Origin of the sequence: Sphingomonas sp. GlSt437 (assembly GCF_048015635.2) — a bacterium.
Taxonomy (GTDB): Bacteria; Pseudomonadota; Alphaproteobacteria; order Sphingomonadales; family Sphingomonadaceae; genus Sphingomonas.
The window spans coordinates 292,313-303,904 of sequence record NZ_JBPGYA010000002.1 but is presented as its reverse complement, the minus strand read 5'-3'; the positions used below and the strand labels follow the sequence as shown (position 1 = coordinate 303,904).

The 11,592-nt window shown below is 64.8% G+C and carries 12 protein-coding genes; 6 read left to right on the top strand and 6 right to left on the bottom strand.

Annotated features, from left to right (window positions below; translation table 11 throughout):
* Nucleotides 1-13: 13 nt before the first annotated feature.
* Both ACLB0R_RS10915 and ACLB0R_RS10910 read right to left on the bottom strand, forming a co-directional pair.
* The gene (locus ACLB0R_RS10915) at nt 14-496 is read right to left on the bottom strand and encodes a hypothetical protein (RefSeq protein ID WP_416643666.1); all 483 of its coding nucleotides are present in this window, start codon (nt 494-496) and stop codon (nt 14-16) included.
* Entirely contained in the window at nt 493-777 is a 285-nt protein-coding gene (locus tag ACLB0R_RS10910; protein ID WP_434953842.1) for a helix-turn-helix transcriptional regulator, read from the bottom strand. The genes ACLB0R_RS10915 and ACLB0R_RS10910 overlap by 4 nt, the downstream gene beginning before the upstream one ends.
* Before the next feature lie 113 nt (nt 778-890).
* On the opposite strand from ACLB0R_RS10910, the gene ACLB0R_RS10905 reads away from it, so the two are divergent.
* Together ACLB0R_RS10905 and ACLB0R_RS10900 are read left to right on the top strand one after the other, a co-directional pair.
* Complete coding sequence (locus ACLB0R_RS10905; protein ID WP_416643919.1) at nt 891-2,066, top strand: MBL fold metallo-hydrolase; 1,176 nt, start codon at nt 891-893, stop codon at nt 2,064-2,066.
* 147 nt (nt 2,067-2,213) lie between these two features.
* Nucleotides 2,214-2,669 carry a hypothetical protein gene (locus ACLB0R_RS10900; RefSeq protein WP_416643668.1) on the top strand — a complete coding sequence of 152 codons (456 nt, stop codon included), beginning with the start codon at nt 2,214-2,216 and terminating at the stop codon, nt 2,667-2,669.
* A 7-nt stretch (nt 2,670-2,676) separates the two neighbouring features.
* On the opposite strand, the gene ACLB0R_RS10895 is transcribed toward ACLB0R_RS10900, so the two are convergent.
* Nucleotides 2,677-3,276 (bottom strand): DUF3617 domain-containing protein, encoded by a 600-nt coding sequence (locus tag ACLB0R_RS10895; protein WP_416643669.1) that lies wholly within the window; start codon nt 3,274-3,276, stop codon nt 2,677-2,679.
* 133 nt (nt 3,277-3,409) lie between these two features.
* Between ACLB0R_RS10895 and uvrB the strand changes: the two genes are divergently transcribed.
* The 3 genes from uvrB to ACLB0R_RS10880 are packed head-to-tail and all read left to right on the top strand — an operon-like array spanning nt 3,410 to nt 7,069.
* Nucleotides 3,410-5,620, top strand: coding sequence for an excinuclease ABC subunit UvrB (gene uvrB, locus ACLB0R_RS10890; RefSeq protein ID WP_416643670.1), 2,211 nt, complete (start codon nt 3,410-3,412; stop codon nt 5,618-5,620).
* Nucleotides 5,621-5,669: 49 nt separating this feature from the next.
* Nucleotides 5,670-6,605: a hypothetical protein gene (locus tag ACLB0R_RS10885; RefSeq protein ID WP_416643671.1), complete on the top strand. Its 936-nt coding sequence runs from the start codon at nt 5,670-5,672 to the stop codon at nt 6,603-6,605.
* Nucleotides 6,590-7,069 carry a pentapeptide repeat-containing protein gene (locus ACLB0R_RS10880; RefSeq protein WP_416643672.1) on the top strand — a complete coding sequence of 160 codons (480 nt, stop codon included), beginning with the start codon at nt 6,590-6,592 and terminating at the stop codon, nt 7,067-7,069. The genes ACLB0R_RS10885 and ACLB0R_RS10880 overlap by 16 nt, the downstream gene beginning before the upstream one ends.
* 18 nt (nt 7,070-7,087) lie before the next feature.
* Here ACLB0R_RS10880 and ACLB0R_RS10875 read toward each other — a convergent pair whose 3' ends face one another.
* Nucleotides 7,088-7,510 carry a hypothetical protein gene (locus ACLB0R_RS10875; RefSeq protein WP_416643673.1) on the bottom strand — a complete coding sequence of 141 codons (423 nt, stop codon included), beginning with the start codon at nt 7,508-7,510 and terminating at the stop codon, nt 7,088-7,090.
* A 133-nt stretch (nt 7,511-7,643) separates the two neighbouring features.
* Between ACLB0R_RS10875 and ACLB0R_RS10870 the strand changes: the two genes are divergently transcribed.
* Nucleotides 7,644-8,417, top strand: a complete 774-nt coding sequence (locus tag ACLB0R_RS10870) for a class I SAM-dependent methyltransferase (protein WP_416643674.1) — start codon at nt 7,644-7,646, stop codon at nt 8,415-8,417.
* A gap of 193 nt (nt 8,418-8,610) precedes the next feature.
* Here ACLB0R_RS10870 and ACLB0R_RS10865 read toward each other — a convergent pair whose 3' ends face one another.
* Nucleotides 8,611-10,887, bottom strand: a complete 2,277-nt coding sequence (locus tag ACLB0R_RS10865) for a TonB-dependent receptor (protein WP_416643920.1) — start codon at nt 10,885-10,887, stop codon at nt 8,611-8,613.
* Between the two features lie 345 nt (nt 10,888-11,232).
* Nucleotides 11,233-11,481, bottom strand: coding sequence for an endonuclease domain-containing protein (locus ACLB0R_RS10860; RefSeq protein WP_416643675.1), 249 nt, complete (start codon nt 11,479-11,481; stop codon nt 11,233-11,235).
* Nucleotides 11,482-11,592: the final 111 nt, after the last annotated feature.

The window sequence follows — 11,592 nt, the reverse complement described above, 5'->3', positions numbered from 1 at the left end:
CGGGCGCAAGCGCTTAATCGTCGTCTTCCGCGGCGTCCGGCAGCGCGCGGGCGAGGAACCAAGCGGGGAGCACGGTCGAGTAAGTGAGGATCCAGAACAGGATGGCGGAGAAGGCGGCGCTTTGCGTCGACATCGTCCAGCCGAACGCGGCGGCGACATTGGCATAGGCGGCCATCACGAACACCCAGCCGGAGAACCAGCGATAGGCGCTCGATTGCGCTTTCAGCCGCGCCGCCAGCTGGAATTCGTCGAGACCCTGCTCGACGCCGGCAGCGATGCGCTGGACGCCGGTCGGGATGACGAGCAGCGCTGCGAAGAACGCGACGAACATCGTGATCGCGCCGGCGATGGTGAGCGGGGCAGGGGGCCTGGCTTCGCCGCCGGCCAGGAACAGCGCGAAACCGATCGGGTAAGCGGCGAGCGCGAAACCCGCCAGCCGCCGCACGCGGACGCGATAGAGCGGCGTCTTCACGCCGGGCATTTCATACTGGATCATCGTTGGTCTCCCTGGCGGCTGAGCGCAGCCGCCACCGATTCAAAGGGGTCAAAGGAAAACAGCACCTCGATCGCGACGCCGAAATGCGCGGCGATCTTCATGGCGAGCTCAAGGCTGGGCGAATAATCGCCGCGCTCGAGATAGCCGATCGTCTGCGGGTTGACGCCGACCGCATCGGCGAGATCGCGGCGCGACAAGCCACGATCGGCGCGAAACAGGGCAATGCGGTTGTAGATCATCGTTGAAGCGTCATCCGTCTTTTCGATCTGTTGTGTATACACGACGATTCGACGGAAATGTCAAGTGGGTTGTTGCTCCGGCCCCGCAAGGGGAGAGGGTTCGTGGGAGCAGCTTCGGGCTTGCAGGCATTCGCCGGCAATGCCACTTGCCCGACATGGCAAGGACGATCCTGGCCCGGCTCGGCGCCGGGCTCCTCTGGCTGGTGATCATCGCCGCGCTGGCGTTGGCGATCGTCCCGCATTTCCTGGACGCGATCTATTATCGCGGCCCCGTCACCAGCCATTTCGACGGGCACCGCTTCTACAACCCTGATGGCGATCCGCTGGTCCTGCCACCCGCCGGCCGCCAGTCGCGCGCGCAGTTCATCACCCATTACCTGACCGGCCGTCAGCTCGGCGGGCCGTGGCCCGACCATGTCGCGATCCACCCAATCGATCCGCCGGCGCGCGTCGACGGAAGCCGCATGGTCGCGACCTGGGTGGGGCATGCGACGGTGCTGGTGCAGACGCAGGGCCTCAACATCCTGACCGATCCCGTCTGGGCGCAGCGCAGCGGGCCGTTCGACATCGGCCCGGCGCGGGTGGCGGCGCCGGGCATTGCGTTCGACAAATTGCCCAAGATCGACATCGTCCTCGTCAGCCACGACCATTATGATCACATGGACCTGGGCACGCTGAAGAAGCTGTGGGCGCGCGACCATCCGGTCATCGTCACCAGCCTGGGCAATGATCGGGTGATCGGCGCGGCGGGCGTGAAGGCGGCGGCGCGCGACTGGGGCGGGCGGGTGAATGTGCGGCCGGGCATCGACGTGATCGTGTCGCGCAGCCACCATTGGGGCAGCCGCTGGTTCACCGATCGCGACCGGGCGCTGTGGTCGAGCTTCGTTGTCACGCTCCCCGGCGGCAATCTTTTCTTTGCGGGTGATACCGGCGCGGGCGATCTGCACTGGCCGGTCGAAGCAGCGGCTTATGGCCCGGTGCGCCTGGCGCTGATCCCGATCGGTGCGTTCCGCTTCGAGCCCGGCCAGATGGAAAGCGGGGCGCATATCGGCCCGGTCGACGCGGTCGAGGTGTTCCGCCGGCTCGGCGCGGCGCGCGGCATCGGCGTGCATTGGGGGACGTTCCACTTGAGCCGCGAGGCGTATGACACGCCGCCCAAGCTGCTCGCCGCGGCGATGGCGTGCACCGGCCAGGGCGGCACGTTCGACACCGTGCCGATCGGCGTGCCGCGCGAGATTGCGCCTTATGCGCCGCCCGCGCCGAAGCCTGTGATGCCGCGCGACGCGCTGCTCCGCTGCCTCGACACGCCGGCGGTGCGGGCGCTCCAGTAGCAGATTGTCCCGCCACGGTGCGATGAACCGTGGCAATGACCCCTTGGCGCGGCCCGCCGCCGCGCTAGACTTGGCCGAAATGGACTGATCTCAGGCGGCCGCGACGCGCAAGCCGCTCGATCGGCCCCAGGCGTAAGAAAGAGTGGCATGCCCGAAAGGCTGTTGTTGCACCGCTACCAGACATCGGTCGATCGCGCCGGCGCGTCGATCGTCGTCGGCGGGTTTCTGTGCGGGCTGCTGGCGGTCGCGCTGGTTTCAGCGGGCGGCCTGCCCGATCCGGTGACGATCGTGGCGACGTTGCTCGTCGGCTGGCTGCTCTCGGCGATGGCGATCACCGCGGTGGCGGCGCCGGTGTGGCTGGTGCTGCACCTGGCGGGCCGGCGCGGCGCGCGCCATGCCGCGCTCACTGGCGGCGTGATCGGCTTCGTCGTGTTCCTCGCCGCGCAGACGCATGGCTTCGATCTTGTCGACGCGCCGGTCAGCGATGCCGCCACCACGCTCGTCCGCTGGGCAAGTGCGGCGGCGACCAGCCTGATCCTCGCCCTCGCCGCCGCGCTGATCGGCGTGGTGATGTGGCGCGTGGCCTATTACCGGGCGCGTTAGGCGCGCCTCATTTGCCGCCAGGCTTATCCTCTGTCCCGGTGCACGCGCCAACGCGGTGCGCGGCCATTTCCATCTTCATCGACATCGGGCCCGCCGGACCGTCGGCGCCACCCGATGCCTGGCTGACGATGCGATAATCGGTGCGCGAATAGCTGCCGGTCAGCGTCATCTTCTGGAGCGCGGTGCCGACATGGCAAGTCATCGCCGCGTCGATCGTGCCGTCCGCCATGGTGAAATGGTCATAAGTGCAATCGCCCTGCTGATGCTCGGCAAAGGCGCGCTTGGCGTCGGCGGCGTCTTCGGGCGTTAAGCAGCTGGCGAAGGCGGTGCCCTGGCCCATCTGCGCCTTGATATGCGCGGCAATGGCGGGCGGCAGCTTGTCCATACCCGCCACCTGCATGTCGAGGAACTTGACGCTGCCTTCCCAGCGACCCGGATCCATCAGCGCGCCGGCGCCGTTGGCGGCGCTCACCTGCTCGGCGACTTGCGCCTGGCTGGCATTGTGCAGCGAGACGGTGCCGGTGACAGCCGCGCTTTCCTTGGTGGAATTGCCGCACGCGGTGAGTGTGATTGCGGTGGCGGCGAGTGCCCAGATGGCCTTTTGCATCCTAACCCTCCTATTTCCTTCAATTCGATAATCCCATGTTTGGATGGGGAAGGGAATGGCGTCTTGGATGGATGCGACTTTGGTCGGGTGGTCAGCATTGCCCCCACCCCACTCGTCCCCCATATGTTCCAACATGGCCATCCAGATTCGCACCACGCTCGACGAGCCGGAGACGGGCGACACCTTTGTTCCGCATCGGCCTGAGCGCCCGCCCAAGGCCGAAGGGGGCCGCGCGTTCAAGCTCGTGTCCGACTATCAGCCCTCGGGCGACCAGCCGACCGCGATTGCCGAGCTGACGCAGGCCGCGCTTGCCGGCGAGCGCGACCAGGTGCTGCTTGGCGTCACCGGATCGGGCAAGACCTTCACCATGGCCAAGGTGATCGAGGCACTGCAGCGCCCCGCCCTGGTGCTCGCGCCCAACAAGATCCTCGCCGCGCAATTGTATGGCGAGTTCAAGAGCTTCTTCCCGGAGAATGCGGTCGAATATTTCGTCAGCTATTACGATTATTACCAGCCCGAAGCCTATGTGCCGCGCACCGACACCTATATTGAGAAGGAGTCGAGCGTGAACGAGGCGATCGATCGGATGCGCCACTCCGCCACGCGCGCGCTGCTCGAGCGTGACGACGTGATCATCGTCGCGTCGGTCAGCTGCCTCTACGGCATCGGCTCGGTCGAAACCTACAGCGCCATGATCTTCGACCTGAAGAAGCGCCAGGTGGTCGATCAGCGCGAGATCGTGCGCAAGCTGGTCGCGCTCCAGTACAAGCGCAACGACGCGGCGTTTGCGCGCGGCAATTTCCGCGTGAAGGGCGACAATCTCGAAATCTTCCCCTCGCATTATGAGGATACCGCCTGGCGCGTGTCGTTCTTCGGCGACGAGATCGAGGAGATTGTCGAGTTCGATCCGCTCACCGGCAAGAAAGTCGCCAGCCTCGATTATGTCCGCGTCTATGCCAATTCGCACTATGTGACGCCCGGCCCGACGTTGAAGCAGGCGATGGAGGCGATCAAGTTCGAGCTCGCCGAACGGCTGAAGGAATTGCAGGCGGAAGGCAAATTGCTCGAAGCGCAGCGGCTGGAGCAGCGCACCAATTTCGACCTGGAGATGATCGCGGCGACGGGCAGTTGCGCGGGCATCGAGAATTACAGCCGCTTCCTCACTGGCCGCTTGCCCGGCGAGCCGCCGCCGACGCTGTTCGAGTATCTCCCCGAAAACGCGCTGCTGTTCGTCGACGAAAGCCACCAGACGGTGCCGCAGATCGGCGGCATGGCGCGCGGCGACCACCGGCGCAAGATCACGCTCGCCGAGTTCGGCTTCCGCTTGCCGAGCTGCATCGACAACCGGCCGCTGCGCTTCAACGAATGGGATGTCATGCGGCCGCAGACGGTCAGCGTGTCCGCGACGCCGGGCCCGTGGGAAATGGAGCAGGCGGCCGGCGTGTTCGTCGAGCAGGTGATCCGCCCGACGGGCCTGATCGACCCGCCGGTCGAAATCCGCCCGGTCGAGGAGCAGGTGCAGGACCTGATCCAGGAGTGCAAGGCGGTCGCCGCCAAGGGCTATCGCACGCTGGTAACGACGCTGACCAAGCGGATGGCCGAGGATCTGACCGAGTATATGCACGAGGCGGGGATCAAGGTCCGCTACATGCACTCCGACGTCGAGACGCTGGAGCGCATCGAACTGATCCGCGACTTGCGGCTGGGCGTGTATGACGTGCTCGTCGGCATCAACCTGCTGCGCGAGGGGCTCGATATTCCCGAATGCGGGCTGGTGGCGATTTTGGACGCCGACAAGGAAGGCTTTCTGCGCTCGGAAACTTCGCTGATCCAGACCATCGGCCGCGCCGCGCGCAACGTGGAGGGCCGGGTGATCCTCTATGCCGACCGCATGACGGGCAGCATGGAACGCGCGATCAACGAGACCAACCGGCGGCGCGAGAAGCAGGAAGCCTATAACGCCGCGCACGGCATCACGCCGACCACGATCAAGCGCCAGATCGGCGACATCATCGCGCATGTTGCGTCCAAGGATCAAGTGACGGTCGAAATCGGCGACGACAAGCCGCAGCACATGGTCGGCCATAATCTGCGCGCGTACATCGAGGACCTGGAGAAGAAGATGCGCGCGGCGGCCGCCGACCTGGAATTCGAGGAAGCCGGGCGGTTGCGCGATGAGATACGGTCGCTGGAAGCGCAGGAATTGGGCCTGCCCGAGGACGACCGCCGCGCGCCGGTGATGGGGCGGAGCAACGAGGGCAAACCGGGCACGCGCAAGACGCGCTATGGGAAGAGCCAGAAGATGCGCGCGGGGATGGCAGGGAGCTCGCGGCGGGGGCGGTAGCGGCGGCTAAGGGGGCAAGAGGGCGGGAGCGATGGAGTTTTTAGAGCGGGTGAGATGGCGCTTAGAGGATAACTGGTTTTGGCTACGGCATATTGGTTCGCGCGTTCACGAGTGGTGGCGCGATGATTTCCTGGGCCCGCGCAACAAGTGGCGGTTCAAGGCGCGGATCGCGGTGCGCGTCCGCTGGCTGCGGCTGCGGCAATGGGTGAAGTCGCTGCAGCCGCTTGAGCTCGCGGCGCATCTGCCGCGCCCGATCATCGTCCTCCTCGTCTTTGCGCTTACCGTATGGGTGCTGGTCGACCTTGGCGTGCCGGTCGGTCATCTGCGCGACGCCTTGTCGACGTTGGCGAAGGGCGACGGCGATGATCTTTCCTGGCAGGGCGCGCTGGTGCTGGTCGGGGCGCCGGTCGCGTTCGTCTTCTGGCTTTTTCGCGACATCCACGCCAACCAAACGCTCGCCAACCAGCGCAAGGACATCAACCTAAAAGAATTTCAGGAAATTCAGATGCGCGCCGCCGGCGCGCTCGATGAGAAGCTGCCCGCCAAGGCACGCGAAACGCTGCAGATCGCCGCGATCCACCAATTGCGGCCGTTCCTGAAAGGCGAATATGGCGACAGCTTCCGCCGCCCTGCTTGGGAATTCATGCGCGCGCGGTTGCAAGCGAGTTCCGAGGCGACCGGCGAGGCGGCGATCGTTGAATGGGTCGAGCGTGGTGGCTTTCCTGAGCAGGAGGGGGAATCGCGAGGCGAGCGCGCGGAGCGGAACATCCAGCAAATTCGAGAGGCGATTGGTGCGTGTCAGCCGGGCCCGGTGACGCGGACGGTCCGCGCGGTGGTGAGGGAGGAGGCGCGTGCGATTTTTCAGCCGCGCCGGGCGGTCCGGAAGGGCTGGTGCGTAGCGACCTGTTTTGATGGCGTGACTTCGGCAAGGCGCTGCTTGCCGATGTTGATCTTTCGGGTTGCCTCTTGGTGCGCGCTTACCTGATTGAGTCGCACCTTGAGAGAGCCAACCTGTTCCGGGCTCATCTCGAGGGAGCCTTCCTGAACGAGGCGCATCTCGAGGGCGCCGAACTGTATTGGGCGCATCTTGAGGACGCCAACCTGTTTCGGGCGCATCTCGAAGGCGCCAACCTGTTTCGGGCGCATCTCGAAGGCGCCAACCTGTATTGGGGGCATCTTGAGGGCGCTGACCTAACCGGGGCGCATCTCGAGCGCGCTGACCTAACAAGGGCGCATCTCGAGCGCGCTGACCTAACCGGGGCGCATCTCGAGGGCGCTGACCTGACCGGGGCGCATCTCGATGGCGCTAATCTGAAGGGGGCGATGTTTGACGACCGCACCGTGCTGCTTGACCATCAGGATTACGCCCCGCCCCACGAACTTGCCGCTGCGCAACAGCGGCTGCGCGATCTGGGCGCGCGGCATGTCAATGATCCGCCCGAGCGTTAACGCCCGCCGAGCCCCCCCTCACCCACATTTATCATTCAAGTCACTAATCAACTTCTCGGCGCTCGCGGCCTGTTTCGCGCCGTCCTTGCCGTCGAACACCATCTGCACCGATTTGCCGCCGCCGGAGATCATCAGGTTGGTGTTGACCGCCATGGCCTGCATTTTCTTCAGGTCGATCGTGTATTTGGCGCCGTGCTCGACCGCGATCTGGGTCGCGCAATTGGCGGTGGTGGCGCTCTGCAGGCGTTCGGGCGCGGCCTTGTCGTCGGCGGCGAGCGGCTTGGCGCTGAGCAGCAGCGAGTCGAGCGGGGTGCTCGGCGCGGGCGTTGCGGCCGGGGCCGGCGGCGCTGCCGGGGCGGGCGGCGTAACCGGTTGAGTCTGCGCCAGCGCGGCAACCGGCACGGCGATGGCGAGCAACAGCATCGAACGAACCATGGTCATTCTCCCCTCCTGTTTATCGCCGCAACGATACACCCTCTGCCACCCCTGCGCCTAGGCCCCGCGACATTGTGATTGCCCGCGCGGCCGGGTCGCTGTATTAGTCACTATAGACACTTGGGTAGGGAGAGCGATGATGAGGCGAGCAGTTTTTCTGGGCAGTGCCGCGCTGGCGTTGGCGGCGCCGATGGTGCTCACCGCGAAGCCCGCGCCGGCCCCCGATTTCCACGCCGCTGTCAGCGCGCCGGGCCGGTCCGACGAGGCGACCAAGCTCGATGAGGGGCGCAAGCCAGAGCAAGTGCTGGCGTTCGAGGGCCTCAAGACCGGCGACAAGGCCGCCGATATCATGGCCGGCAATGGCTATTATACCCAGATCATCGCGCGCGCGGTCGGCCCGCGCGGGCATGTGACGGCGTATAACCCCGAGCAATTCGTCAAAGGCGATGCCAAGGCAACCGCCGATTGGGCGGCGCTGATGAAGCAGGAGCACAATGTCAGCTACACCATCCACCCGTTCGAGGCGTTCAAGGCGCCGGCAGGCGCGTATGATTTCGTGATGATCCACCTCGATTATCACGACCTTTATTGGGAAAGTACCAAATACGGCATTAAGCGGATCGAGCCCGCGAGCTTTTTGAAGACGCTTTATGCCGCGGTGAAGCCGGGCGGCACGGTGGCGGTCATCGACCATGTCGCGGCACCGGGCGATACCCGCGCGACGGTGGAGAAATATCACCGCATCGACCCCGAGACGGTGAAGGCCGATTTCAAGGCGGCAGGCTTCGTGCTCGACGGATCGAGCGACCTGCTGCGCAACACGACCGACGATCACACCAAGCTGGTGTTCGATCCGACGGTGCGCGGGAAGACGGATCGGTTCGTGTTCCGGTTCCGGAAGCCGAGGGGGTAAGTCTTGATAACCCATCTCCCCTTGAGGGAGAGGGTTGCGCAGACTTAGTTTTTGCATAATAAAGGTTTAGTCGAAGCTGGGTGAGGGGTTAAATCCGATGTTGGCCGCAGTGGCCGCCCTCACCAAGCTCCGCTAGCCAGCAAGCTGGCAAGCTGCGCTATCCTCTCCCGTAAACGGGAGAGGAATTGGGGTCTCAAAACTTAACCTTGATCTCACCGCCAATAATCCGCGGCTCGTTGATCATGCCGGTCAGGTTGTTGAAGTCGATCGCGCTGATCGAGCGGATCTGGTTGGTGATGTTGCGCGCGAATGCCGCGACATCGACCTTGCCGATCGTATAGCCGATCTTGAGGCCGCCCTGCAGCTCCGAGCGACCGCGGAACTCCTTCGCGGCGTAGAGGAAGTAGTTGATCTCGCTGCGATAAGCCCAGTCGGTGAAGATATAGGCCTCGCCATTGCCGACCGGCACGCCGTAGCGCGCCGTCACGTTGCCGACAAACTCGGGCGCTTGCGGCAGCGGGTTGCCGTTGATCACCGCCAGGCCGCCGACGACGGGGTTGGTAACGGTGCACGCCGCGCCGCACGGGGAGACGCCGATATTGGGGTCGCGGATTTCGGTGTGGTTCCAGCTCCCCGACGCGGTCAGCGTGAGCGGTGGCACCGGCCGCGCTTCCGCCTCGATCTCGATGCCATAGCCGACGGCATGCGCCGCGTTGAGCAGACGCGCCGAGTTGGAGGCCCCGCCGACCGCAGTGATCTGCAGATCCTTGGTGTCGTAATAATAGCCGTCGATCGCGAAGCGCAGCGTCTTGTCGGCGTTGCTGCCCTTGATGCCGCCCTCAGCCGAGATCGTCGTCTGCTTCCTGGCGGCGGTCGGCTTGGAGCCGAAGGTCACGCGGTCCTGGATCGCCGGGCCCTGATAGCCCGTCGCGGCGCGGGCATAGAGATTGACCAGCGGGCTGACTGCATAAGTCGCGCTCACATCCCAGGTCGCATAGCCGTCGCTCGCCTTGGTGCGGATCGGCAGGGCATTGCCGAACAGGAAGGGCGAGAAGCCGGAGACGAGATCATCGCGGCGATCGTGCGAATAGCGGCCGCCAGCGCGCAGTGTCAGGTCCTTGACCGGCTTGTATTCGACCGAGGCGTAAATGCCGTAATTCTCGTTGGTGTCGGCATGGTTGATGTCGGCATCGAGATCGGCGGCGCGATTGCCCGTCGCCGGGAATTTATAGTCGAATTCGTCGTAATGCAGCTTCTGCAGGAAATAATAGCCGCCGCCCTGCACGCGGAACGCGCCGAATTCGTCGCTCTGGAAGCGGATTTCCTGGCTGAACTCGGTCGGGCGGCTGCGGCCGCCGGTGTTCGAGGGGAACAGCGCGTTGTTCAGGCCGAGCGCGGGGAAGACGTAACGATTGCCGCCATCGATATCGCCGGTCGATTCAACCGCTGCCTTCTCATAGCCGGTAATCGAATAGAGCGTGCCAGCGCCGGCAATATGATAGCTGAGCTTGAGGTCCGCGCCCCATTGCGACAGCGACTGGCTGGTATAGCCATCTATCGCGACCTTCTTGGGATCGAAGCCGGGCGAGAAATTGTTGCTGCCTTGCTGGAACAGGCCGGCGCGGAACACGCGCGGGGTGCCTTCCAGGCCACGGCCATGCACATTCAGCAGGGCGTCGAAATCGCCCGAGGTGTAGCCGATCTGCAAGCGGCCGGCATAATCTGTATAGCCTTCCAGCTTCTTGTTGGCGACGCCGGTGGTCGAGGTGTTGGTCACCCAATTGTCGCGATGCTGGAGCAGGCCCGAGGCGCGGAAGGTGAAGCCGCCGCCGATCGGACCTCCCACGGCGGCCTCGGCATTGACGGTGTTGTACGTCGCCCACGAGACGCTGCCATAGCCGCCGAACGTGTCGCTGGGCTTGGCGCTATCGATCTTGATGACGCCGGCGGGCGTGTTGCGGCCGAACAGCGTGCCCTGCGGCCCGCGCAGCACTTCGACATTCTGCAGATCGAAGACCGGGAACGACTTGAGCAGCGAGTTCTCCAGCGCGACATCGTCATAAACGACCGACACCGGCTGCGCGGCGTTGATGTCAAAATCGGTATTGCCGAGGCCGCGGATGTAGAAGCGCGGGAAAGTGCGGCCGAACGACGATTCGATCTGCAGCGACGGCGTGCGCGATGACAGGAAGCGGATGTCGAGGCCCGACGAGTTGAGCACATCGAGCTTCTCGCCGCCGATGGTGGTGACGGCGAGCGGCACGTCCTTGGACAATTCGCTGCGGCGCGTCGCGGTGACGGTGATGTCCTGCAGGCCGGTATCGGCCGGAGCCGGCGCTGCCTGAGTAGCCTCGGCCGGTGCGGCGGGCGCGTCTTCGGCGCGCGCGGCGGTTGAAGTGAGCGCCAAAGTGGCGACGGATGTGCCGACAAGCAGATGCAGCAAAGCCGCGCGGGAACCGATCGATCGCATGGTCAAAAAACCCCCCGAGGGAAAATGGTCAGGCACCCCTCCTGCGCGCGACTCCGTGTAACCCGGTAGTTCGCGAGGCGGATCAGTAACCGGATTGTCACAGTTCTGAAAGACGGCGCTCGGGGTGCACGTGCGAGAGGAGCTGGGGGTGTGGCTTTGCTGCAACGGGACCGCCACTGAAGACCTACGTCAATCCTCCCCCGGAGGGGGAGGGGGACCAGCCGCAGGCTGGTGGAGGGGTAGCGCGCCACGAGCGATCGAGATGATATGATCGACCACCGTGCCAAGCTCGTTTAGAACCGCAACGGCAGGAACGCGGCAGACGGTTATGCCTTGACCAGCCAGCTAAGCATCGCGTTGTTGATCGTGTTCTGGCTGATTGCCGCGACTATGCGCTTCTCCATCAATTTCGACGGCCAATTTACGGGCGGCGCAGAAGAAATCGAGAATGTAAGGTCCGGCCGGGTGTTGACGCCGGAACTTCATCCCCAACGGTCGCTTGCGCAATTCGCGCCACAACAGGACTTCCGGCAACGTCATCGACCCGCGCAGGCCGGCGGCGCGGGCTTGGGTTCGTTTCGGGCCGTGGAGCATGGCGGCAGGCTACCCCTCCACCATTGCGGCGCAATGGTCCCCCTCCCCCTCCGGGGGAGGATATTTGGACAAAAAAACCGCCGCCCGGCATGCCGGACGGCGGTTTCAGTT

Bases quoted from the DNA above. Each gene is read 5' to 3' on its own strand.
- ACLB0R_RS10915 (WP_416643666.1), bottom strand. From the start codon at position 496: ATGATCCAGTATGAAATGCCCGGCGTGAAGACGCCGCTCTATCGCGTC.
- ACLB0R_RS10905 (WP_416643919.1), top strand. From the start codon at position 891: ATGGCAAGGACGATCCTGGCCCGGCTCGGCGCCGGGCTCCTCTGGCTG.
- ACLB0R_RS10900 (WP_416643668.1), top strand. From the start codon at position 2,214: ATGCCCGAAAGGCTGTTGTTGCACCGCTACCAGACATCGGTCGATCGC.
- ACLB0R_RS10895 (WP_416643669.1), bottom strand. From the start codon at position 3,276: ATGCAAAAGGCCATCTGGGCACTCGCCGCCACCGCAATCACACTCACC.
- uvrB (WP_416643670.1), top strand. From the start codon at position 3,410: ATGGCCATCCAGATTCGCACCACGCTCGACGAGCCGGAGACGGGCGAC.
- ACLB0R_RS10875 (WP_416643673.1), bottom strand. From the start codon at position 7,510: ATGACCATGGTTCGTTCGATGCTGTTGCTCGCCATCGCCGTGCCGGTT.
- ACLB0R_RS10870 (WP_416643674.1), top strand. From the start codon at position 7,644: ATGAGGCGAGCAGTTTTTCTGGGCAGTGCCGCGCTGGCGTTGGCGGCG.
- ACLB0R_RS10865 (WP_416643920.1), bottom strand. From the start codon at position 10,887: ATGCGATCGATCGGTTCCCGCGCGGCTTTGCTGCATCTGCTTGTCGGC.
- ACLB0R_RS10860 (WP_416643675.1), bottom strand. From the start codon at position 11,481: ATGCTCCACGGCCCGAAACGAACCCAAGCCCGCGCCGCCGGCCTGCGC.